The 21,862-nt window shown below is 73.0% G+C and carries 22 protein-coding genes; 21 read left to right on the top strand and 1 reads right to left on the bottom strand.

Annotation, left to right across the window (positions count from 1 at the left end; all coding sequences use genetic code 11):
• Positions 1 to 324: 324 nt before the first annotated feature.
• From ACZ6NZ_RS27005 to ACZ6NZ_RS26920, 18 genes are all read left to right on the top strand, one after another.
• Positions 325 to 1,779, top strand: a complete 1,455-nt coding sequence (locus ACZ6NZ_RS27005; RefSeq protein ID WP_465860911.1) for an FtsW/RodA/SpoVE family cell cycle protein — start codon at positions 325 to 327, stop codon at positions 1,777 to 1,779.
• Complete coding sequence (gene murG / locus ACZ6NZ_RS27000) at positions 1,779 to 2,885, top strand: undecaprenyldiphospho-muramoylpentapeptide beta-N-acetylglucosaminyltransferase (protein ID WP_355007673.1); 1,107 nt, start codon at positions 1,779 to 1,781, stop codon at positions 2,883 to 2,885. The genes ACZ6NZ_RS27005 and murG overlap by 1 nt, the downstream gene beginning before the upstream one ends.
• Positions 2,882 to 4,447 carry a UDP-N-acetylmuramate--L-alanine ligase gene (gene murC, locus ACZ6NZ_RS26995; protein WP_465860830.1) on the top strand — a complete coding sequence of 522 codons (1,566 nt, stop codon included), beginning with the start codon at positions 2,882 to 2,884 and terminating at the stop codon, positions 4,445 to 4,447. The genes murG and murC overlap by 4 nt, the downstream gene beginning before the upstream one ends.
• Positions 4,444 to 5,262 carry a cell division protein FtsQ/DivIB gene (locus ACZ6NZ_RS26990; RefSeq protein ID WP_465860829.1) on the top strand — a complete coding sequence of 273 codons (819 nt, stop codon included), beginning with the start codon at positions 4,444 to 4,446 and terminating at the stop codon, positions 5,260 to 5,262. Before murC ends, ACZ6NZ_RS26990 begins: the two co-directional genes overlap by 4 nt.
• A gap of 245 nt (positions 5,263 to 5,507) precedes the next feature.
• On the top strand, positions 5,508 to 6,623 hold the full coding sequence (ftsZ, locus tag ACZ6NZ_RS26985) for a cell division protein FtsZ (RefSeq protein WP_366608772.1): 1,116 nt from the start codon (positions 5,508 to 5,510) through the stop codon (positions 6,621 to 6,623).
• 9 nt (positions 6,624 to 6,632) lie between these two features.
• Positions 6,633 to 7,376, top strand: coding sequence for a YggS family pyridoxal phosphate-dependent enzyme (locus ACZ6NZ_RS26980; RefSeq protein WP_465860828.1), 744 nt, complete (start codon positions 6,633 to 6,635; stop codon positions 7,374 to 7,376).
• A 192-nt stretch (positions 7,377 to 7,568) separates the two neighbouring features.
• Positions 7,569 to 8,261, top strand: coding sequence for a cell division protein SepF (locus tag ACZ6NZ_RS26975; RefSeq protein ID WP_465860827.1), 693 nt, complete (start codon positions 7,569 to 7,571; stop codon positions 8,259 to 8,261).
• 30 nt (positions 8,262 to 8,291) lie between these two features.
• Complete coding sequence (locus ACZ6NZ_RS26970; RefSeq protein ID WP_366608769.1) at positions 8,292 to 8,597, top strand: YggT family protein; 306 nt, start codon at positions 8,292 to 8,294, stop codon at positions 8,595 to 8,597.
• Positions 8,598 to 8,641: 44 nt separating this feature from the next.
• Complete coding sequence (locus ACZ6NZ_RS26965) at positions 8,642 to 9,451, top strand: DivIVA domain-containing protein (protein ID WP_465860910.1); 810 nt, start codon at positions 8,642 to 8,644, stop codon at positions 9,449 to 9,451.
• 125 nt (positions 9,452 to 9,576) lie between these two features.
• On the top strand, positions 9,577 to 10,278 hold the full coding sequence (locus ACZ6NZ_RS26960; protein ID WP_465860909.1) for a hypothetical protein: 702 nt from the start codon (positions 9,577 to 9,579) through the stop codon (positions 10,276 to 10,278).
• A 10-nt stretch (positions 10,279 to 10,288) separates the two neighbouring features.
• Positions 10,289 to 10,594: a DUF167 domain-containing protein gene (locus ACZ6NZ_RS26955; protein ID WP_465860826.1), complete on the top strand. Its 306-nt coding sequence runs from the start codon at positions 10,289 to 10,291 to the stop codon at positions 10,592 to 10,594.
• 22 nt (positions 10,595 to 10,616) lie between these two features.
• Positions 10,617 to 12,116 (top strand): potassium/proton antiporter, encoded by a 1,500-nt coding sequence (locus ACZ6NZ_RS26950; RefSeq protein ID WP_465860908.1) that lies wholly within the window; start codon positions 10,617 to 10,619, stop codon positions 12,114 to 12,116.
• 225 nt (positions 12,117 to 12,341) lie between these two features.
• Positions 12,342 to 12,761, top strand: coding sequence for a TraR/DksA family transcriptional regulator (locus ACZ6NZ_RS26945; RefSeq protein ID WP_366608765.1), 420 nt, complete (start codon positions 12,342 to 12,344; stop codon positions 12,759 to 12,761).
• A gap of 64 nt (positions 12,762 to 12,825) precedes the next feature.
• Positions 12,826 to 13,440, top strand: a complete 615-nt coding sequence (lspA, locus tag ACZ6NZ_RS26940; RefSeq protein WP_366608764.1) for a signal peptidase II — start codon at positions 12,826 to 12,828, stop codon at positions 13,438 to 13,440.
• Positions 13,437 to 14,381, top strand: coding sequence for an RluA family pseudouridine synthase (locus ACZ6NZ_RS26935; protein ID WP_091407730.1), 945 nt, complete (start codon positions 13,437 to 13,439; stop codon positions 14,379 to 14,381). The genes lspA and ACZ6NZ_RS26935 overlap by 4 nt, the downstream gene beginning before the upstream one ends.
• Positions 14,382 to 14,423: 42 nt before the next feature.
• On the top strand, positions 14,424 to 15,455 hold the full coding sequence (locus ACZ6NZ_RS26930) for a hypothetical protein (RefSeq protein ID WP_366608763.1): 1,032 nt from the start codon (positions 14,424 to 14,426) through the stop codon (positions 15,453 to 15,455).
• A gap of 74 nt (positions 15,456 to 15,529) precedes the next feature.
• Positions 15,530 to 17,209, top strand: coding sequence for a MinD/ParA family ATP-binding protein (locus ACZ6NZ_RS26925; protein WP_465860825.1), 1,680 nt, complete (start codon positions 15,530 to 15,532; stop codon positions 17,207 to 17,209).
• 56 nt (positions 17,210 to 17,265) lie between these two features.
• Positions 17,266 to 18,096 carry a DUF2567 domain-containing protein gene (locus tag ACZ6NZ_RS26920; protein ID WP_465860824.1) on the top strand — a complete coding sequence of 277 codons (831 nt, stop codon included), beginning with the start codon at positions 17,266 to 17,268 and terminating at the stop codon, positions 18,094 to 18,096.
• Here the strand turns inward: ACZ6NZ_RS26920 and ACZ6NZ_RS26915 are convergent.
• A complete protein-coding gene (locus ACZ6NZ_RS26915) occupies positions 18,011 to 18,718 on the bottom strand; it encodes an LON peptidase substrate-binding domain-containing protein (RefSeq protein ID WP_366608760.1) in 708 nt (235 codons plus the stop codon). The two genes, ACZ6NZ_RS26920 and ACZ6NZ_RS26915, sit on opposite strands and share 86 nt — an antisense overlap.
• Positions 18,719 to 18,824: 106 nt before the next feature.
• Here ACZ6NZ_RS26915 and hisD point away from each other — a divergent pair, with 106 nt between their 5' ends.
• From hisD to hisB, 3 genes are read left to right on the top strand one after another with little or no spacing between them, the layout of a single operon-like run.
• The gene (gene hisD / locus ACZ6NZ_RS26910) at positions 18,825 to 20,147 is read left to right on the top strand and encodes a histidinol dehydrogenase (protein WP_465860823.1); all 1,323 of its coding nucleotides are present in this window, start codon (positions 18,825 to 18,827) and stop codon (positions 20,145 to 20,147) included.
• Positions 20,144 to 21,217, top strand: a complete 1,074-nt coding sequence (locus tag ACZ6NZ_RS26905) for a histidinol-phosphate transaminase (RefSeq protein WP_465860822.1) — start codon at positions 20,144 to 20,146, stop codon at positions 21,215 to 21,217. Before hisD ends, ACZ6NZ_RS26905 begins: the two co-directional genes overlap by 4 nt.
• Entirely contained in the window at positions 21,214 to 21,825 is a 612-nt protein-coding gene (gene hisB / locus ACZ6NZ_RS26900) for an imidazoleglycerol-phosphate dehydratase HisB (RefSeq protein ID WP_465860821.1), read from the top strand. Before ACZ6NZ_RS26905 ends, hisB begins: the two co-directional genes overlap by 4 nt.
• Positions 21,826 to 21,862 lie beyond the last annotated feature (37 nt).

Raw genomic sequence — 21,862 nt, 5'->3', positions numbered from 1 at the left:
ACAAAGTGCAAGATCGACGCGGGAGGGGGGCGGGAGGGGGGCGCGGGAGGGCGGCGTGGGAGGGCCGTGGGGGCGGCGCGGGGGTGGGTTCGACACGCCCGGTGGGGCGTTGTGGGGCGGTGGGGCGTGTTCAGCGGTGATGATGTCGGGGTGGGGGAGGAAATCGGCACCGAGGATGGGACTGTCGGACGACCGCGACGCTCGCCGAGCGCGGCGCGTACGCCGGTGGCTGCCGGGGCGCGCGGTCCGGAGCGCGGCGCGGCGGCCCGCGAACCCGGACCCGGGGCACGGGAGCCCGGGGCGGCGGGACGCGGGCCGGAGGCCGTGGCGGCGACACCGCCGCGTGGGTTCGACGCGGCCGGCGGGCTGGCCGCGCTGCGCGGCCTGCTGGACCGGCCGCTGACCTCCTACTACCTGCTGCTGTCCTGCGCCGGCCTGCTGCTGCTGATCGGGCTGACCATGGTCTTCTCGGCGACCAGCGTGAAGGACTACGCCGAGGATGGCAACGCCTCGGCCTCGGTGACCAAGCAGGCCATCTTCGCGGTGATCGGCATCGGCGCGTTCTGGATCTGCCAGCGCCTGCCGGCCAGCACCTACCGGTCGTTGGGCCGGCCGCTGCTGTTCACCTCGATCGCCCTCCTGGTGGTGCTCAACCTGCTCGTCGCGTTCGCCCGGCTGACCGGCCAGGATTCGGCCAGCTTCGGGCCGGTCGAGGCGCATCTGAACTGGCTGTTCGTCGGCGGGATCCAGCTCCAACCATCGGAGTTGGCCAAGTTCGCGATGGTGCTCTGGGGTGCGCACCTGGTCGCCCGCAAGGGCGCCGCGCTCGGTTGGTGGCGCGAACTGGCCACCCCGCTCTTTCCGGTGGTCGGCCTGCTCTTCGTCCTGGTCGGCTACAACGACACCGGCACGATGCTCTGTCTGCTGGCCCTGGTCGTGGGCCTGCTCTGGGCCGCCGGGGTGCGGATGCGGGTCTTCGGGGCCCTGGCCACGGCCGGGCTGGTCGGCATCGGCCTGCTCGTGGCGGTGGCCTCACTGGGCGCCGGCTCCGGCGAGCGCGGCGCGGACAACTACCGCCTCGCCCGGCTGGACATGTTCTTCAACCCGCCGGACCCGGAGACCTGCAAACTCAACGACTGCCTCCAGTTCTACCAGGGGCGGCTGGCCATCGAGCACGGTGGCTGGTTCGGTGTCGGGCTGGGCAAGGGCAGCCTGAAGTGGGACTGGCTCCCCGAGGCGCACAACGACTTCATCTTCGCGATCGTCGCCGAGGAGCTGGGCGTGATCGGGTGCGTCGTGGTGCTCAGCCTCTTCGCGGTCCTCGCGTACACCGGTTTCCGGATCGCCCGGCGGGTCGACGACCCGTTCCGCCGGCTCGCCGCCACCGCCGTGACCACCTGGCTGGTCAGCCAGGCCGTGATCAACATTGGTGGGGTGGTGGGGCTGCTGCCGATCACCGGTCTGCCGTTGCCGTTCATCTCCGACGGCGGAAGTGCCCTGGTGGTGACGTTGGCCGGCATCGGCATGCTGGCGTCCTTCGCCCGCGCCGAACCCGATGCGGCCAGAGCACTGCATGCCCGTCCGCCGGCCCGGTGGGTCCGACTACTCTGGGCCCCGTTGCCGCCGCTTCCCGGCCGGCGTCGCCGCCCGGCGACGCCGCCCGCTGGCCGAGGGTCCGTACCCCGGTCCCGCGAGCGGCGCCACGACGATCAGGCCGCGCCGCGCGGGGTCCGACAGGACCGCAGCCGCGGTGGTACGGCGAGCGAGAGGAGACGCTGATGGGTCCGCTGCGTTCGGTGGTGCTCGCGGGAGGTGGCACCGGGGGGCACGTCTACCCGCTGCTCGCCTTCGCCGACTGCCTGCGCCGACACGACCCGGGCGTCCGGATCACCTGCCTCGGCACACCGCGGGGCATGGAGAACGACCTGATCCCGCCGCAGGGTTACGACCTGCGGCAGATCCCGGCGTACCAGCTGCCCCGGTCGGTCAACATGAACCTGGTCCGTACCCCCGGTCGGATGTGGACCGCGGCGCGCGCCGCGGGCAAGGTGATCGACGAGGTGCGCGCCGACGTGGTCGTCGGCTTCGGCGGGTACGTCTCGGTGCCGGCCTACCTGGCCGCGTGGCGCCGCGAGCTGCCCATGGTGATCCACGAGGTGAACGTGCCGCCGGGCGTGGCCAACAAGCTGGGCATGAAGTTCACCAAGAATGTGGCCGTCGGCTTCCCGAACCAGCCGAGCCAGGCCGAGTCGCTGCGGGACGCCACGGTCGTCGGTGTGCCGCTGCGCCGCGCCATCGCCGGTCTGGACCGGTACGCCCTGCGTAACGCCGCCCGCGCCCACTTCGGGCTCCGCCCGGACCTGCCGGTGCTCTTCGTGTCCGGCGGCTCGTCCGGCGCCCGCTCGATCAACCTGGCGGTCTCCGGGGCGGCCAAGGAGCTGGCCCGCAACGGCGTGCAGGTGCTGCACGTGATGGGTGCCCGCAACGAGCCGGTGCCGATCCCGACCGACCTGCCGGTGCCGTACGTGACGCTGCCGTACCTGTCCGAGATGGAGCTGGGCTACGCCGCCGCCGACCTGATGCTGGCCCGGGGCGGGGCGATGACCGTCGCCGAGGTGGCCGCGATCGGGCTGCCCACCATCTACGTGCCGTACCCGCACAGCAACCAGGAGCAGCGGCGCAACGCGCTGCCCGTGGTGGAGGCCGGCGGTGGGCTGCTGGTCGACGACGCGGAGCTCACCCCGGACTGGCTGGAGCGCACCGTCATCCCGCTCATCCGTGATCCACAGCGGCTCTACAACATGGGTGCCGCCGCCGGGTCGTACGGGCGGCGCGACGGCGACGAGGCGCTGCGTTCCTTCGTGCTGGCGGCGGTGGCCCGATGACCGCGCAGTTCACCCCGGCCGGCACGCTCACCGCCGAGGACCTGGGTGCCGTCCACCTGATCGGAGTGGGTGGGGTGGGCATGCTCGGCGTGGCCCGGCTGCTGCTCACCCGCGGTATCCGGGTCTCCGGCAGCGACCTGCGGGAGTGGCCCTCGCTGGCCGGCCTGCGGGCGCTCGGCGGCACCATCCACCTCAGTCACGAGGTGAGCAACCTCGACGGCGTGGACACCGTCGTCTACTCGTCGGCCATTCCCCAGGACCACCTGGAGCTGGTCGAGGCGCGTCGGCGCGGTCTGCGGGTGCTGCACCGCTCGGAGGCGCTCGCCGCGGCGATGACCGGCCGTCGGGCGGTGGCCGTCGCCGGCACGCACGGCAAGACCACCACCACCTCGATGGTGACGATGGTGCTCCAGCAGGCCGGTGTGGACCCGTCCTTCGTGATCGGTGGGGAGATCTCCGAGGTCGGTTCGGGCGCCCACCACGGCACCGGCGAGCACTTCGTGGTCGAGGCGGACGAGAGCGACCGCTCGTTCCTCATCTACCGCCCGTACGTCTCGATCATCACGAACGTCGAGGCGGACCACCTGAACACCTACGGCGACTACGCGACGCTGGAGGCGGCGTTCGTGGAGTTCGCCCGCCTGACCGACCCGGACGGGTTCATCATCACCTGCGTCGACGACCCCGGCGGTCGGCGGTTGGCCGAGAGCCTGCGGTCCGAGGGACGACGGGTGTTCACCTACGGCGAGGCGGCCGACGCCGACCTGCGGTTGACCGAGATGGTCTCCTCCGCGCGTGGAGTGCGCTACCTGGCCGCCATCGACGGGCGGTCACTGGGCGAGTTCCGGCTGCCGGTGCCGGGCCGACACATGGGGCTGAACAGCGCCGCCGCGGTGCTGGCCGCGTACCTGCTGGAACTGCCGCTGGAGGCGGCGGAGGCCGCGCTGGCGGTCTTTCCCGGGGTGCGGCGGCGCTTCGAGCGCAAGGGTGTCGCGGACGGTGTGCTGGTCTACGACGAGTACGCCTACCACCCGACCTCGATGACGTTGGCGAACCAGACGTTGCGCGAGGTCGCCGGGGACGGCCGGCTGATCGTCGTCTTCCAGCCGTACCGGCTGTACCGCACCCGCGACAACCAGGCGGAGATCGCCGAGGCGCTGGCCATCGCCGACGAGGTGGTGCTCCTGGAGGTCTTCGGGCCGGGTGAGCTGCGTCAGCCCGGCGAGGGCTCGGCGGCACTGATCGCGGCGGTGGATCTGCCCGCCGACCGCAAGGTCTTCGTGGAGTCGTGGGAGCAGGCCCCGATCGAGGTGGCCCGTCGCGCCCGCTCCGGGGACGTGGTGGTCACCATGGGCGCTCCGCCGATCTCGCTGATGGGCGACGAACTGCTGGCCGCCCTGGGTGAGCGTGCGTCCGGCTCGGCGCCGACAGCGACCGTCGACCCGGTGGCCACCACCCCGGCGATCGGTGACCCGGTGCCGGGTGGGACGACGTCCGGCGGCGACGGCGCGGCTCTCGGTGGCACCGCCGTGCCCGGCGGCTCGGCGCCCACGGCCGGATGAGTCCCGGCCCGGCCCGAGGGCGGACCAGCGCCGCCGACGGTGGCGCTCCGCGCCGCGGTCCGGCCCGGCGGTGGCAGTTGGTCCGGGCGGGCCGCGACGCGGTGCCGCCCTCGACCCGCCGGTTCATGGCCCGTGCCCGGCAGCGTCGTATGCGTGCGGCGCTGCCGTGGGCGGTGACCGCCGGGGTGCTCGCCCTGGCCGGGCTGGTCGCCTGGACGGTGCTCGGCACCGGGCTGTTCGGTGTGCGGGAGGTGCGCGTGGAGGGTGCCGACCTGGTCAGCCCGGTGCAGGTGCACGACGCGGCGGAGGTGCCGGACGGGGTGCCGCTGGCCCGGGTGGACCTGGCCGCCGTCGCCCGTCGGGTCGGCGCGCTGCCGCCGGTGGAGCGGGCCACGGTCTCCCGGGACTGGCCCGGGGCGCTGGTGGTGCGGGTGACCGAGCGGACAGCGGTGGCGGTGGTGCCGCAGGGCCAGGTGTTCGCCCTGATCGACCGCAGCGGGGTGGCGTTCCGAACGGTGGAGCGACGCCCGGCCGATCTGCCGCAGGTGACTGTCGCCCGGCCGGCCGCCGACGACCCCGGCACCCGGGCCGCGTTGGAGGTGCTCGTCGCGCTGACGCCGCAGCTGCGCGCGGAGCTGGTGGACGTGAACGTGGCGGGGCTGGCCCGGATCAGCCTGCGGTTGCGCGGCGACCGGACGGTGGTCTGGGGCGACGCGAGCCGGGGTACGGACAAGGCCCGGGTGGCCACCGCCCTGCTCGACGAGGACGCCGACCGGATCGACGTGAGCGCGCCGGATGTGGTGACCTTTCGTTGACCAGTGAGCGTGCGTGGCGTGACCCGTGGCGCTCCGCGCGGCGACACGCCGCCCGGGTCCTTGGCTCATCGCGCGGTGGCGCTTACGTTTCCTCGAAGAGCTTCAGTGGTTGACATAACTGTAAGCCTCTAGTAGAGGGTTAGGGTTCACCCCCTGATCCTCGTTGGAGACAGCTGTCGTCGGCCGCTGGTCTGGCCACGCCGTAACCGGTCGGCCGAAGCCAATCTCGAAGGAAAGGACCGGAGATGACACCTCCGCACAACTACCTGGCGGTCATCAAGGTCGTCGGCATCGGGGGTGGCGGCGTCAACGCCGTCAACCGGATGATCGAGGTTGGGCTCAAGGGCGTCGAGTTCATCGCGATCAACACCGACGCGCAGGCGCTGCTGATGAGCGACGCCGACGTCAAGCTCGACGTCGGTCGGGAGCTGACCCGCGGCCTGGGGGCCGGGGCCAACCCGGACGTCGGGAAGAACGCCGCCGAGGACCACCGCGACGAGATCGAGGAGGTGCTCAAGGGCGCCGACATGGTCTTCGTGACCTGCGGCGAGGGCGGCGGCACCGGCACCGGCGGCGCGCCCGTGGTGGCCAACATCGCCCGCAAGCTCGGCGCGCTGACCATCGGCGTGGTGACCCGGCCGTTCTCCTTCGAGGGCAAGCGCCGCCAGGTGCAGGCCGAGACCGGGATAGACGAGCTCCGCAACCAGTGCGACACGTTGATCGTCATCCCGAACGACCGACTGCTGGCCCTGGGCGACCGCAACATCAGCATGATGGACGCGTTCCGCACGGCCGACCAGGTGCTGCTCTCGGGTGTGCAGGGCATCACCGACCTGATCACCACCCCGGGTCTGATCAACCTGGACTTCGCCGACGTCAAGAGCGTGATGAGCGGCGCCGGCAGCGCGTTGATGGGCATCGGCAGCGCCCGCGGCGAGAACCGCGCGGTCGAGGCGGCCGAGGCGGCCATCTCCAGCCCGCTGCTGGAGCAGAGCATGGACGGCGCGCGGGGCGTGCTGCTCTCCATCGCCGGCGGCTCCGACCTGGGCCTGTTCGAGATCAACGACGCCGCCCAGCTGGTCACCGACGCGGCTCACCCGGACGCCAACATCATCTTCGGCGCTGTCATCGACGACGCGCTCGGTGACGAGGTGCGGGTGACTGTCATCGCGGCGGGCTTCGACGGCGGCACGCCCGCGTACAAGGCGGCCGAACCGACCCGCAAGACCAACACCAACCAGCCGGCACCGCAGAGCACCCCGGCGCCCGTGCCGGCCACCAACCCGGCCCCGGCCCAGTCGCCGCGTCGCGTGCTCTTCGACGACGTGGACGTTCCCGACTTCCTCAAGAACGGGTCCTGAGCACCGCCGATGACCGACAGCTCAGCCACGGTACGACCGGATCGGCACGCCGAACTCGCGGCCGGTCTGGCCCAGGTCCGGTCCCGGGTCGACGACGCCTGCGCGCAGGCCGGCCGGGACCCCGCCGAGGTGACCATGATCGCGGTGACGAAGACCTACCCGGCCAGTGACGTGGTGGCGCTGGCCGGGCTCGGGGTGACCGACATGGGGGAGAACCGGGACCAGGAGGCCGCCGGCAAGGCCGCCGAGGTGGCTGCCGCCGGGGTGCGTCCCCGCTGGCACTTCATCGGCCAGTTGCAGCGCAACAAGGCCCGCTCGGTGGTCCGCTACGCCGACGTGGTGCACTCCGTCGACAGTGTCCGGCTGGCCCGGGCGTTGGCCACCGCGACCGCGGACCGGCGCGAGCCGCTGGACGCTCTGGTCCAGGTGAGCATCGACGGCGACGCGGCCCGGGGCGGCGCGCTGCCCGGCTCGGCGGACCCGGCCGCCGGTCTGGAGCCGGTGGCGGAGGCGGTCGCCGAGGCGGCGGGGTTGCGTCTGGTCGGTCTCATGGCTGTCGCTCCGCTGGGGTGGGAGCCGGAGCGGGCGTTCGCCCGGCTCGCGGAGGTCGCCGACGCGTTTCGGGCTGTCCATCCGGGAGCCACCGCGCTGTCCGCCGGCATGAGCGGGGATTTCGACACCGCGATCCGTTACGGCGCGACACATGTCCGCGTCGGTAGCGCGTTGCTCGGAATGCGTCCCACGCTGCGGTAGCCTGACCGCGAGACAAGCAAATTACATCAGTGTTGTTTCAGGGGCGGGCGTCTCCCGGTCGGGGGTCGTGGCGCGCGACGCGAATCGCGCGCCGGGGGGATTGCTGTTCCGGTCCGATGGGCATGGTTGTCCATTCGCGACGGGCGACATGGCACGGGGGCGCGTGCCGCACGGCGGACGGAAGGGCGCGGGATGGGTGCACTGCGCAAGGCGGGGGTCTGGCTCGGTCTGGTCGAAGAAGACGACGAGCGGGCCTACGACGACGGTGGCTACGACAAGGGTGGCTACCGCGACTCGCGGTACCGGCAGAGCCGGTACTCCGAGGAGTTCGCCGACGACGACGAGGACGACGCCGAGGAGCCGCCGGCTCCCCGGCCGCGCGACAGTGGGCGGGGTCGACTCTCCGAGCGGTCGAGCGGCCGGTTGAGCGAGTCCGAGCGTGGTGACGGTGAGCGGCCGGAGCGGGTCGAGCGGTCCAGCGTCCGGTCCATCACCCGCTCGTCGGTGGGCGAGACCTCCGGTGCGCTGACCTACCACACTCGGGACAATCTGGCCCTCGCGCCGCAGGTCACGGCGCGTGAGCGGGCCCTGCCGGAGGAGGAGCAGCGTTACCAGATCACCACGCTGCACCCCACCACCTACCGGGAGGCGCGCACCATCGGTGAGCACTTCCGCGACGGTGTCCCTGTGATCATCAATCTCACCGAGATGGATGAGGCGGATGCCCGCCGTCTGGTGGACTTCGCCGCCGGGCTGGCGTTCGGCCTGCGCGGTACGATCGAGCGCGTGACCAATCGGGTGTTCCTGCTCTCACCGGCTAACGTCCAGGTCACCGCAGAGGACAAAGCCAAGATCGCTGAGGGCGGCTTTTTCAGTCTGAGTTGATCCCGCCCGACCCGAGGGACGTCGCTGACCGTGTTGTCGATCTTACTGCAAGTGCTGTACCTGATCCTTTATGTCTTCCTGCTAGTTCTTCTGTCCCGGTTCGTGTTGAGCGCCGTCCTGCAGTACGGCCGTCGCTGGCAACCGGGGCGTGGAGCATCGGCAGGATTGGAATCCGTGTGGAGCGTCACTGATCCCCCTCTCAACGCGTTGAGGCGTGTGATCCCTCCGCTGCGAATTGGTACCGTGAGCATCGACCTGGCCTCCCTTGTGCTCCTGGTTATCCTGTTCGTGCTGATGGAGTTCGTGTTAGGGCCGTCGATCAGGGCATCTGCCTGATGACCGACGCGCTTTCGCGGCCGCAACTGACCCGAGGAGTTTCGATGCCGCTGACCCCGGCCGACGTCCACAACGTCGCCTTCAAAAAGCCGCCGATCGGCAAACGGGGGTATGACGAGGAGGAGGTCGACGCCTTCCTCGATGAGGTCGAGCGCGAGCTCGCCCGTCTCATCGAGGAGAACAACGAGCTGCGCGCCCAGGTGGAGCGCGGCGGCCGTGGCGGTGCCCCCGCCGGCCCCGGCGGCGACGCCCGACTGGCGGCGGAGCTCAACGATGTCAAGGCCCAACTGGACCGGGTGCAGCGCGACAAGTCGGCGGCCGAGCAAGCTGCCCGCGCGATGCAGGCCGAGCTGGAGCAGGTCCGCGCGACCGGCGGCCCGGCCGGCGGCGTCACCGGTGACGGCGAGCAGCAGGCCCTGCGCGTGCTGATGATGGCCCAGCGCACCGCCGACGACCACGTGTCCGACGCTCGCCGCGAGGCCGACCAGCTGTTGTCCGAGGCTCGCGGCAAGGCCGAGGAGGTGACCCGGGAGGCGCGCGCCAAGGCTGACGCCCTTGAGCGGGACGCCCGCCAGCGGCACCAGGAGGCCATGGGCGGCCTGGACGCCAAGCGCACGGCGCTGCAGAAGCACATCGAGGAGCTCAAGCAGTTCGAGCGCGAGTACCGCACCCGGCTCAAGGCGTACCTGGAGAGCCAGCTGCGTGACCTCGACGGTCGTGGCCAGGGCCTCGAAGCCGAGATGACCCGCTCCGAAGCTGGCCGGGTCACTGGCGGCAACGGGCTGGCCGCAGCGGGCCTCGCTGGTTCGTACGGCGGCGGCGGGCGCTCCGGCGCCCTCGAAGCCGGACGCTGAGCACCGGCCGGCGATCGCTGTCCGCCAATGGTGACGGTCGCCGGCCCGGCCTGGACGGTTCGACGCGGCGGGGGTGAGCCGTGATAGTCGCAAGTCTCCTGCTCATCCTCGTCGCGGTGGTGCTACTGGTGCTCGGCCTGGCCGGTGGCTCCAGCTTCTTGTTGGTCATCTCCATCGCGGCCAGTCTGCTGGCCGCCGTGGCGTTGGTGGTGGGGGCCCGCCAGGCAGCTGCCAACCGCGCCATGGCGGATCCCGGCCGGACCGACCGGCGACACCCCGACGCGCCCCGCACGGCCAGCCAGGCCACACCGGGTGTCGCGTACGGGCCGCCGCTGGTCGAGCCGGAGGTGCCGGTTCAGCACGTGCCCACGACGTTTGGTACCGGCGGCGCCGGGTGGCGGCAACCACCCGAGCCGCCGGTCGACCATGTGCCGCCGGTCGATGAGGTGCCGCCGGTCGACCCGCCGCGTGTCGACGACGCGTCGCCGATGGCGAGTGCGGCGGACGAGACGCCCGCGCGGGCCCGGCCGGTCAGCCCGGCGTCGCCCCTCACGGAGTCGACCGGCGACGTGTTCGACCCGGCGGTCGCGGCCGACGAGCCGGCCGCCCAGCAGATCACGCCCGCCGAGGCGGCCCGGGTGGCCCGACTGCTCGACGCTGTCGAGGTCGTCGACGGCCGCCCCCGTTACCACCTGGACGGCTGCCCCCACCTGATCGGCTGGCAGCCCGAGACGTTGCCGGTCGCCGAGGCGGTGGACCTCGGCTTCACCCCGTGCGCGCACTGCGCGCCGGCGACCGCTCTCCTCGCCGACGCCCGTCCGATCTGAAGCGGCGCCGGTGCCCGCGCAGGACACGCTCACAGTGGCGGTACGGGTGAAGCCCGGCGCCTCCCGGGACCGGGTGGGTGGCCGCTTCGACGGCCCGCACGGGCCTGCCCTCGTGATTGCGGTCCACGACCCGGCCGTCGACGGGCGGGCCACCGAGGCCGCCCGGCGGGCGTTGGCCGGCGCGTTGGGCGTCCGGCCGGCCCTCGTGTCGCTGCGTGCCGGCGCGGCCAGCCGGGACAAGCTCTTCCTCGTCGATCGGCCCGGCCCGGACCTGCCCGAGGTGCTGCGCCGTCTGCGTGACGGATCCGCCGAGTGAGGACAGCCCAGGCAAGGCAGCCGTGACGCCCGGGTTGGACATCGCGCTGCTGCTCGGTGCGGCGGTGCTGCTGGTCGCTGTCGGCGCGGTGCGACTCTCCACCCGGCTCGGTGTGCCCAGCCTCCTGGTCTACCTGGCTCTGGGTGTGGCGATCGGCGAGGGCGGGTTGGGCATCCGTTTCGACGACGTCGAGCTGACCCGGACCCTCGGCTTCTGCGCGCTGATCGTGATCATCGCGGAGGGCGGGCTCACCGCCCGGTGGACCACGCTGCGCCCGGTGCTGGGGCTGGCCTCCGCGCTGTCCACTGTCGGCGTGGTCGTCAGCATCGTGGTGGTCGGCGTGGCCGTGCACCTGCTGCTGGGGCTGGACTGGCGGTTGGCTCTGCTCTACGGCGCGGTGCTCTCGTCCACCGACGCGGCGGCCGTCTTCGCCACTCTGCGCCGACTGCGGTTGCCGCCCCGGCTGGTGGCGACCCTGGAGGCCGAGTCGGGGATGAACGACGCCCCGGTGGTGCTGCTGGTGGTGCTGCTGTCCCACCGGGGTTTCGCACACCCGTGGTGGTACGAGGTCGCGCTGGTCTGTTACGAGCTGGGCGTCGGCGCGGCGGTGGGCGTCGCCGCCGGCGTCGCCGGCACGTGGGCGCTGCGCCGGGCCGCGCTGCCCTCGGCCGGGCTCTACCCGATCGCCGCGGTGGGCATCACGGTGCTGGCGTACGCCGCCGGGGCCGTCCTGCACGCCTCGGGCTTCCTCGCCGTCTATGTGGCCGGGGTGCTGCTGGGCAATGCCCGCCTGTCGCACCGGCAGGCGATTCTCGGTTTCGCGGACGGGTTGGCCTGGCTCGCCCAGATCGGGTTGTTCGTGCTGCTCGGGTTGCTGGCCTCGCCGGGCCGGCTGGACGCGGCGGTGCTGCCCGCGGTGGTCGCCGGGCTGGCTCTGGTGCTCCTGGCCCGGCCGTTGTCGGTGGCCGTCTCGGCGTTGCCGTTCCGGGTCGGGCTTCGGGAGCAGGCGTTCCTGTCCTGGGCCGGGCTGCGCGGGGCGGTGCCGATCGTGCTGGCCACCATTCCGCTCTCCGAGCGGGTGCCCGGCGCGGAGCGGCTCTTCGACGTGGTCTTCGTGCTGGTGGTGATCTTCACGCTGGTGCAGACCGGGACGTTGGGGCCGTTCGCCCGCCGGCTGCGGGTGACCGCGCCGGCTGAGGCCGCCGAGATCCACGTGGAGACCGCGCCGCTGGAGCGGATGCGGGCGGACCTGCTCCAGGTGGAGGTGCCACCGGGCTCACGACTGGCCGGCGTGCACGTCGACGAGCTGCGCCTTCCGCTGGGCGCGTCGGTGACCCTGGTGCTGCGCGACGGCGTGGGCTTCGTGCCGGCCCCGGACACCCGGTTGAAGACCGGCGACAGTCTGCTGATCGTGGCGACCGCCGGGGTGCGGGACGCGGCGGAACGGCGGCTGCGGGCGGTCAGTCGGCGGGGTCGGCTGGCCCGATGGTTTGGTGAGTACGGCGATGAGGCGCCCAATTGATCTGCTAGCGTTCCCTTTGCCCCAGTTAGGCATGGCTAGGGGCTGTTAGACGGTGCGGCGGTGCGGCACGTTGTCGGACGCCTGTACGTTCCGTATTCTTGCCAACCTCGGGAGTGCGCGGCCATCGTCGCCGTGCGCCCCTTTTCGTCCATAGGGGACGCCTTTGTCGGCGCCCCCTGACCAGGCGCCGCGGCCCGCGCGGTTCCCCGGCCGAGGGAGCGACCCATGGCGAAGCCATCCGACACCAGGACCGCCGGGCGCAAGCCGGTGGCGAAGGCCACCCGCAGCACGGCGGAGACCGAGAAGATCCGGGCGGCGCTGGCGGCGCGGCGGGACGACCTTCGTGCCGAGTACGATCAGACGCTGAGTGAGATCACCGAGCTGCAGCGCGATCGGCTGACCGACTCGGCCGGGGACGACCAGGCCGACACGGGCACCAAGACGCTCGAGCGGGAGCAGGAGATCTCTCTCGCCAACAGCATTCTGGAACGGATCACGCAGGTGGAGCGCGCTCTGGAGCGCCTCGACGAGGGTGGTTACGGCTGGTGCGAGCGGTGCGGCAACCCGATCCCGGTCGAGCGCCTCGCCGCCTTCCCGTCGGCCACCCTGTGTGTGACGTGCAAGCAGCTGGAGGAGCGGCGCTGAGGTCCGTTCCCCGGCGGCGATGAGACGGTGAGTGATCACCGCCGAGACTGTCGATGGGGAGCGCATGACCGCAGTACCGTCCGCCGAACCCGGCCGCACCGATCCGGGCGGCGGAACCCGCCGGCCCCGGGCCGTCGCGATTCTCGCCGGGGTCGCCCTGGTGGCCCTGCTGGCCGACCTGGTCACCAAGCACCTCGCGCTGGCCGCGCTGACCGACCGGGAGCCGGTCCGGCTGCTCGGCGGGTTCGTCTACCTGAGCCTGACCCGCAACAGCGGTGCGGCCTGGAGCATCGGCGCGGACCACACCTGGGTCTTCCCACTGATCACCATCGGTGTGGTCGGCTGGATCGTGTGGATGGCGCTGCGGCTGCGCTCGCTGCCCTGGGCGGTGTCGCTCGGCCTGGTGCTCGGCGGCGCGTTGGGCAACCTCGTCGACCGGATCTTCCGGGCGCCGTCCCCGTTCCACGGGCACGTGGTCGACATGATCAGCCTCTTCGACCCGTACGGTCAGGTCTGGCCGGTGTTCAACCTGGCGGACAGCTCGCTGGTCTGCGGCGTGCTGCTGGCCGTCCTGTTGGAGCTGACCGGCCGCCAGCGTGACGGCCGGCGGGCGGGGCGCGACGGCGACCCGGCCACGACGGACGCCGCGCCGGGCACCGAGCAGCGGGAGCGGGCATGACCTCGGCATTCGCCGCTGGCGGCGACCACCGTTCCCTTCCGGTCCCGGACGGCCTCGACGGCATGCGCCTGGACCAGGCCGTGTCCCGCCTGTTCGGGCTCTCCCGCACCGCCGCCGCCGCCCTGGTCGACGCCGGGGACGCGCTGGTCGACGGCTCCGCCCGGCCCAACTCGCACAAGGTCAAGGCCGGCTCCTGGCTGGATGTCACGCTGCCCGCCCCGGTCGCACCGCCGACGGTGGTGCCGCAGGCGGTGCCCGGCCTGCGGGTCGTCTACGCCGACGACGACATCGTCGTGGTCGACAAGCCGGTCGGGGTGGCCGCGCACCCGAGCCCCGGGTGGACCGGGCCGACGGTGATCGGCGCGCTCGCCGCGATCGGGCACCGCATCTCCACCAGCGGCGCCGCCGAACGCCAGGGCGTGGTGCACCGGCTCGACGTGGGCACCACCGGGATCATGGTGGTGGCCAAGAGCGAGCAGGCGTACACGGCGTTGAAGCGGGCCTTCAAGTACCGCGAGGTCGACAAGGGCTACCACGCGGTGGTGCAGGGTCATCTGGACCCGCTGCGGGGCACCGTCGACGCGCCGATCGACCGGCACCCCACCCACGACTACCGCTGGGCTGTGGTGTCCGGCGGCAAGCCGAGCATCACCCACTACGACACCCTGGAGGCGTTCCCGGCGGCGAGTCTGGTCGACGTCCGGCTGGAGACCGGCCGGACCCACCAGATCCGGGTGCACTTCTCCACCCTGCGGCACCCCTGTGTGGGTGACCTCACCTACGGCGCCGATCCCACCCTGTCGGCCCGTCTCGGCCTGGCCCGACAGTGGCTGCACGCCCGCGAACTGAGCTTTTTGCATCCCCGAACGGGGGACGAGGTCCGGTTCGTCAGCGACTACCCTGACGATCTGGACCGTGCGCTTCAGATCCTGCGTGACTGAGCGGCGACCGCCCGACACCGTTTCACAGAGGGGATCCCGCCCGTGCGCGCCGGCAACCTGCTGCGGCAGCTGGACCAGCGGTTGCTGCCGCCGCTGACCCGGGCGGTGGCCCGGCTGGGCGACCGGTCGGCGCGCTCCGGCGTGCTCAGTTGGGCCGCGGTGCTCTCCGCGGCGGCGGTGTTGGGCACCGCCGTCTGGGCCGTCGACGACAGCCCGGTCGGCGACCGGACTGTCGGCGAGGTGACCCGGGTCGGCGTTGCCGACGGCGACTCCGTCCCCGGCTACCTGCGCTCCGCCGCGGCCGACCTGGCGGCGCTGCCCGCGTCCGCTGCGGCCGCCGAGGGCGGGACGTACGCGCTGGTCACGCTCGACGTGTACCTGCCTCCGCAGCGGCTGGCGACGGTGCTTGGCGACGTGGGGGTCTCCACCGTCTTCGGGCGGGTTCCGCTGCCCGGCCGGCAGACCGAGATCGTCAAGATCCCCGCGCTGCGGGTGCCCGACGACGTGGTCGCCGGGATGGAACAGGTGGCGGCCCGCAAGGAGACCGAGGCGGCCGACTACCGGGCCAGGGCCGCCGCCGTCGACGGCGACGGGGTTGGCCAGCGGGAGTTGCGGGAGCAGTACGTCAGCGGCGCCGAGGTGGCCGCCGCCGAGGCGGCCGCTTACCGCACCGGCTGCGCCTGCGTCTACGCGGCGGTGGTGCGCGCGACGCCGGTGGCGCTGCGCGGTGTGGCGGCCCGGCCGGACGTACGGGCGGTCGACCCCGCCCCCGAGGTGTACCGGCTGGACCGGACGGTTTTCACGCCACCCCTGCCGGAGCAGCGTGACGTGGTGCGCCCGCCGGCCGACACGGGGCCGAGCCCGGTGCCGACCCGGTCCGAGCGGCCGGCGCCGATGGTCAGCGCGCCGGCGCCGTCGGCCTCCGTGGGCGAATCGTCGGAACCCGCACCAGTCGTGACGATTCCGTCACCCGAACCGTCGACGCCGGAGCCCACCGAGTCGACGCCGCCGAGTGTCACCACCTCGCCGGACGCCACCCTCAGCGAGCCCTTGCCGCCATCGCCGTCGTCGTGATCTGCGCCGGCTGGTGTGCGCTCTGAGGTGTGGTCCGAATAGGGTTGGGTTCGTAGCCTGTCAGACAGAGATCGATGGCGCTGGGAGGGCGGGCCGTGGAGGGCAGTGAGACCGGCTGGGGCCGGCCGGCCGAACCAGCGCCGCGGTGGCGCGCGCTGTTGGACCGTGCCCGGCTGGGCGGTCGCGGCGCGGAGCAGACCGAGCCGGATCGGCGTGGCGAGGAACCGCCGCCGGACCCGCTGCCACGGCGTGCGGCCCCCAACGGCTACGCCGGGCGGGCACCCGCCATCGGGCATCCGGCCGACCTGTCGTACGGCGCGGAGCCTGCTTACCGGGCCGAGGCGACCTACCGGGTCGACCCCGCGTACCGGGCCGAGCCGGATTACCGGGCCGAGCCCGCGTACCGGACCGAGCCGGGTTATCGGGCCGAGCCGGACTATCGAGCGGAACCGGCGTACCGGACCGAGCAGCCGGACTACCGCGCCGAGCCCGGCTACCGGGCTGAGCCGGACTACCGCGCGACGCCCGGCTACCGCGCTGAGCCGGACTACCGCGCGACGCCCGGCTACCGGGCCGAGCCGGACTACCGGGCGGACCCGCCCTACCGGGCCGAGCCGGCGTACCGGGCCGAGCCGGACTACCGGGCCGAGCCGGCGTACCCGGCCGAGCCCGAGCCGCCGGCCCGCGGCCCCGACCCGGTCCCGTCGCGCTACGCGTTGCTGGACAACGGCTACCGACCGGGCGACCCGCCGGCGGAATCGCGGTACGCCCTGCTGGAGACCGGCTACCAGCCGGAGACCGGCTACCCGGCCGCCCCGCCACCGCCGGTCGCCGCGCCGCCGGTTGCCGTGCCCGTCCCGCCACCACCCGCCCCGGCGGTCGGCTCGGCGGTCGCCGAACGTGCCTACCCGGCCCGGGTCGAATGGCGTCCACCGGCCGTGGACCAAGAGCAGGAGCGCGCCAACGGGGTGCTCCAACGGGACCTCGGCACACCCCGGGTCTTCGCCTTCGCCAACCCCAAGGGCGGAGTGCACAAGACGACCGCCACCGTGCTCGCCGCGGCGACGGTCGGCAGCGTCCGCGGCAAGGGCGTGCTGGCCTGGGACGACAACGAGCTGCGCGGCACCCTCGGTCTGCGCGCCGGCAGCGCCCGGCACGCCCGGACGATCCGGCACCTGATCAGCGACCTCGCCCAGATCGAGATCCTGGAGGGCGCGACCCTGCTGGACCGGCTGGACGACTACCTGCGGCACGCCTCCGACGGCTCGTACGACGTGCTGGCCGGCGAGGAGAGCCCGCGCTTCGCCCAGCGACTGGACCAGTTCACCGTCCGGCGGGTGCTGGAGCTGCTGCGGCGCACCCACGACGTGGTCTGCGTCGACACCGGCAACAACGTGGAGAGCCCCAACTGGCGCACCGTGATGCAGGCCGCCGACCAACTGGTGGTGACCACGGTGCCCCGGGAGGACGCGGCGTTCAGCGCGGACTGGATGCTCGACCTGCTGCACGAGGAGGGCATGGGCGAGTTGGCGGACAACGCGATCACTCTCATCTCCTGCCCGACCCCGGGTCGCTCGACGCTCCAGGACGACCTGGAACGGCACTTCGCCACCCGTACCAGGGGCGTGGCCGTCGTACCGTACGACCCGGCGCTGGAGACCGGGTCGTCGATCGAGTACCACCAGCTCCAGCCGGAGACCCGGCAGGCGTGGCTGCGGGCCGCGGCGATGATGGTGGAGCCGTTCGCCCGGTGAGCTGCTCTGCCGCCACCGGAGCCCCGGCCGGGCACCGGGCCTGAGAGGATCATCGGGTGAGCCCGGACAACCCCGACCGTGAGCGGCCCGTCGACGAGCCCGACCAACCCACGCCACCCCGTACGCCGGACGCGCAACCGCCGCAGGTCGACCCGTCGGCCGGGACGGCGCCGGGCGAGTTCGGTCCGGGTCAACCGCTGGCCTCGGCGGCGTACCTGAGCTCGCTGGAGCTGCGGTTCGACGAACCGCGTCGTCCGCTGCGTGCCCTGGCGACGGTGCTGGGCGTCGTGCTCGCGCTCGCCGCGCTGGGTGTTCCGCTCGGGCTGCTCTGGGCCGCGCTCGCCCCGGACACTCCGGTGCTCAAGACCGCCGAGGGGGCGATCTACGCCGAGCCGCAACCGGAGCAGCCGATCGCCGCCGACGGCTGGTTCAGCCTGCTCGGGCTCGCCTTCGGGCTGCTCGTGGCGCTCGCTCTGTGGTTCGTGCTGCGACGGCGGCGCGGCCCGGTCGGGTTGCTGGCCGCGGTGCTCGGCACCCTGGTCGCCGCGCCGGTGGCCTGGCAGGTGGGCCGGCGGATCGGTCTGGCCACCTTCGAACGGCTGCTGGCGACCGCTCCGGCCGGGCAGGCGTTCAGCAAACCCGCCGACCTGCGCGCCGGTGGGGTGGACTGGCTGCTCGGCGTGCTGCCGGTGCCGCACGGCAACCTGCTGCTGCCGGCGTTCGGGGCCGCGGTCATGTACACCCTGCTCGCCGGCTGGTCGCGGTGGCCGGGGCTGCGCCCCGAACCCGAGCCGGGGGAGTTCAGTTGGGTGCCGGCGGGGACGCCAGCTCCGACAGCGGCACCGGAACCGCCCGCACCTGACGCAGCAGAGCCGCCTCGCGGTTGAGCAACCGCAGCTCGGCGCGGAGCCGGGAGGCGGTGTCGTCGATCGCCAGCAGCCGTTGCCGGTCGTCGACGGTGAGCGCCGCGGTCGCCGCCACCAGGTGCGAGAGCACGGTCGGGTCCTCCGGCAACTGCTCGGAGATCTCTTCCGGGTCGGAGCGGATCAGGCCGAGGTACTGCCGGAACACCGCGATCACCCGGGCGGCCAGCAGGTCGGCCACCTCGTCCGGGCCGCCCTGGTCGGGCAGCCACTCGACGTCGGCGGTCAGGTAGGGCTCGGCGCTGTCGTCGACCTCGGCGATCCGGAAACGACGCCGACCGACAGTGACGATGTCGTAACCACCGTCGGTCAACTCGGTCACCTGGCGCAGCTCGGCGGTGCAGCCCACCTCGTGCAGCGTCACTTGGCCGACGCCCGGGGCGGCCGGCGCGCCGGCGGGACCGGCGGGCGCGACCTCCCAGCCGGACTGGATGGCCACCACGCCGAACTCGCGCGGAGCACCGTCGGGCAGGCCGACCAGGTGTCGGACCAGCGCCCGGTAGCGCTCCTCGAAGATGTGCAGCGGCAGCACCAACCCGGGGAAGAGCACCGTTGCGAGCGGGAACACCGGCAGCCGTGCGGTCACATGGTCGAGCCTAACCAATCTCACCCGTGGCGGCGTGGCCCGGCTCACCGTCCCGGCGTACGGGCGGCTCGGGTGGGCGTCGGACCGGCCGCCTAGACTCGCAAGGGTGCTGAATCGGATCGACCTGCGCGACGGTCTCGGTGACCCGCGCCGCCTGCTGCCCCGTGCCCAGCTCGACGTGTCCGTCGCCGTCGAGCGCATCCGTCCGCTGGTGGAGGCGGTCCGTGAGCATGGGTACCCGGCGATCCGGGAAGCCAGCGAGCGGTTCGACGGCATCTCCCCGGAGGTGCTGCGGGTGCCGGTCGAGGCGATCACCGAGGCGGAGGGGGTGCTCGACCCGGCGGTGCGTGCCGCGCTGCTGGAGTCCATCGCCCGAGCCCGCCGGGTGCACGCCGACCAGCGGCGCACCGACCACGTCACCCAGGTGGTGCCCGGCGGCACTGTCACCGAGAGGTGGCTGCCGGTCGACCGGGTCGGCCTCTACGTGCCCGGTGGCCTGGCGATGTACCCGTCGACGGTGGTGATGAACGTGGTGCCCGCCCAGGCGGCCGGGGTGCGCTCGCTGGTGGTGGTCAGCCCGCCGCAGAAGGACAACGGCGGCCTGCCCGACGCCCGGGTGCTCGCCGCGTGCGCGCTGCTCGGCGTCGACGAGGTGTACGCCGTGGGCGGTGCCCAGGCGGTGGCGATGCTGGCCTACGGCGCGGCGGTCGACCCGCTGGGCGAGCTGCGGTGCGACCCGGTCGACCTGATCACCGGCCCCGGCAACATCTGGGTGACCGCCGCCAAGCGACTGCTGCGCGGCGTGGTCGGCATCGACGCCGAGGCCGGGCCGACCGAGATCGCCATCCTGGCCGACGACACCGCCGACCCGGCGCACGTGGCCGCCGACCTGATCAGTCAGGCCGAGCACGACCCGCTCGCCGCGAGCGTGCTGATCACCCCGTCGGTGGCGCTGGTCGAGGCGGTCGAGGCGGAGCTGGCCCGGCAGGTGCCGGCGACCAAGCACACCGAGCGGGTCACCACGGCGTTGACCGGTGAGCAGAGCGGCGTGGTCCTGGTCGACGACCTTGAGGCTGGGCTGCGGGTGGTCGACGCGTACGCGGCCGAGCACCTGGAGATCCAGACGGTCGACGCCCGGGAGTGGGCGCTGCGGGTCCGCAACGCCGGGGCGATCTTCGTGGGCGCCTGGTCGCCGGTGTCGCTCGGCGACTACTGCGCCGGCTCCAACCACGTGCTGCCCACCGGCGGTTGCGCCCGGCACTCCTCCGGCCTGTCCGTGCAGTCGTTCCTGCGCGGTGTGCACCTGATCGAATACACCGAGGCCGCGCTGCGTGACGTGGCCCCGCACGTGGTCACCCTGGCCACCGTGGAGGACCTGCCCGCGCACGGCCAGGCGGTCCAGGCGCGTTTCCCGGGAGGGCCGGCGTGACCAGTCTGGACGACCTTCCGATCCGCGACGACCTGCGAGGGCTGTCGCCGTACGGGGCGCCGCAGTTGGACGTGCCGGTGCGGCTCAACACCAACGAGAATTCCCACCCGGTCCCCGAGCCGGTGGTCGAGGCGATCGGCAAGGCGCTCGCGGCCGAGCTGCGCGAGCTGAACCGTTACCCGGACCGGGACGCGGTGGCGCTCCGCGCCGACCTGGCCGACTATCTCGGGCACGGGCTCACCGTCGAGCAGGTGTGGGCGGCCAACGGCTCCAACGAGATCCAGCAGCAGCTGCTCCAGGCGTTCGGCGGGCCGGGGCGCACCGCGCTCGGCTTCGTGCCGGCGTACTCGATGCACCCGCTGCTGGCCCTCGGCACCGGCACCCGGTGGGTGCCCGCCGCGCGCGGCGTCGACTTCGGGTTGACCGCCGAGGAGGCGGTCGCGCAGGTCCGGGAGCACCGGCCGGACGTGGTCTTCCTCTGCTCGCCGAACAACCCCACCGGCACGGCGCTGGACCCGGCGGTGATCGCCGCGGTGCTCGACGTCGCGCCCGGCATGGTCGTCGTGGACGAGGCGTACGCCGAGTTCGCCCGGCCCGGGACGGTCAGCGCCCTCGCGGTGCTGCCCGGCCACCCGCGGCTGGTGGTCACCCGGACGATGAGCAAGGCGTTCGGCTTCGCCGGTGGCCGGCTGGGTTACCTGGCCGCCGACCCGGCGGTGGTGCGGGCGGTGCAGCTCGTCCGTCTGCCGTACCATCTCTCCGCGCTCACCCAGGCCGCCGCACGCGCGGCGGTGGCGCACCGCGATGCCCTTCTCGGTACGGTGAGCGCGATCATGGCGCAGCGGGACCGGATCGTGGCGACGCTGCGCGAGCGGGGGTTGCGGGTCGCCGACAGCGACGCCAACTTCGTGCTCTTCGAGGTGGGCGGCGACCAGACCATCGTCTGGAACGCCCTGCTGGCGCAGGGGGTGCTGGTCCGTGACGTCGGCCTGCCCGGCTGGCTGCGGGTGACCGCCGGCACCGCCGCCGAGACCGACGCCTTCCTTTCTGCAATGGAGACTTCGCAATGAGTCGGACCGCCCGGGTGGAACGGATCACCAAGGAGACCAAGGTCCTCGTCGAGATCGATCTCGATGGCACCGGTGCCGCCGAGATCAGCACCGGCGTCGGCTTCTACGACCACATGCTGCACCAGATCGCCCGGCACGGCGGCTTCGACCTGACCGTGCGCACGGTGGGTGACCTGGAGATCGACGCGCACCACACGATCGAGGACACCGCGCTGGCGCTGGGTTCGGCGTTCGACCAGGCGCTGGGCGACAAGGCCGGCATCCGACGGTACGGCTCGGCGACGGTGCCGATGGACGAGGTGCTGGTCCGGGCCGCTGTGGACCTCTCCGGTCGGCCGTACGTGGTGCACGACGAGCCGGTGCTCGCCCCGTACATCGGGCCGGTGTACGCGACCAGCATGACGCGGCACATCTGGGAGTCCTTCGGCCAGGCGGCCCGGGTCACGCTGCACGTCGACGTGCTGCGGGCGGCCCGGCCGGGTGGTCACCCGGACGCGCACCACGTGGTGGAGGCGCAGTTCAAGGCGGTCTCCCGCGCGTTGCGCGAGGCCACCTCGATCGACCCGCGTTCCGCCGGAGCGATTCCGAGCACGAAGGGTGCGCTCTGATGAGCGCGAGGAGCGCAGCGCGGCGGAGCCCCGCAGT

It is taken from the genome of Micromonospora sp. NPDC047756, assembly GCF_055587245.1.
This window is presented reverse-complemented; position numbering and strand designations above follow the sequence as displayed.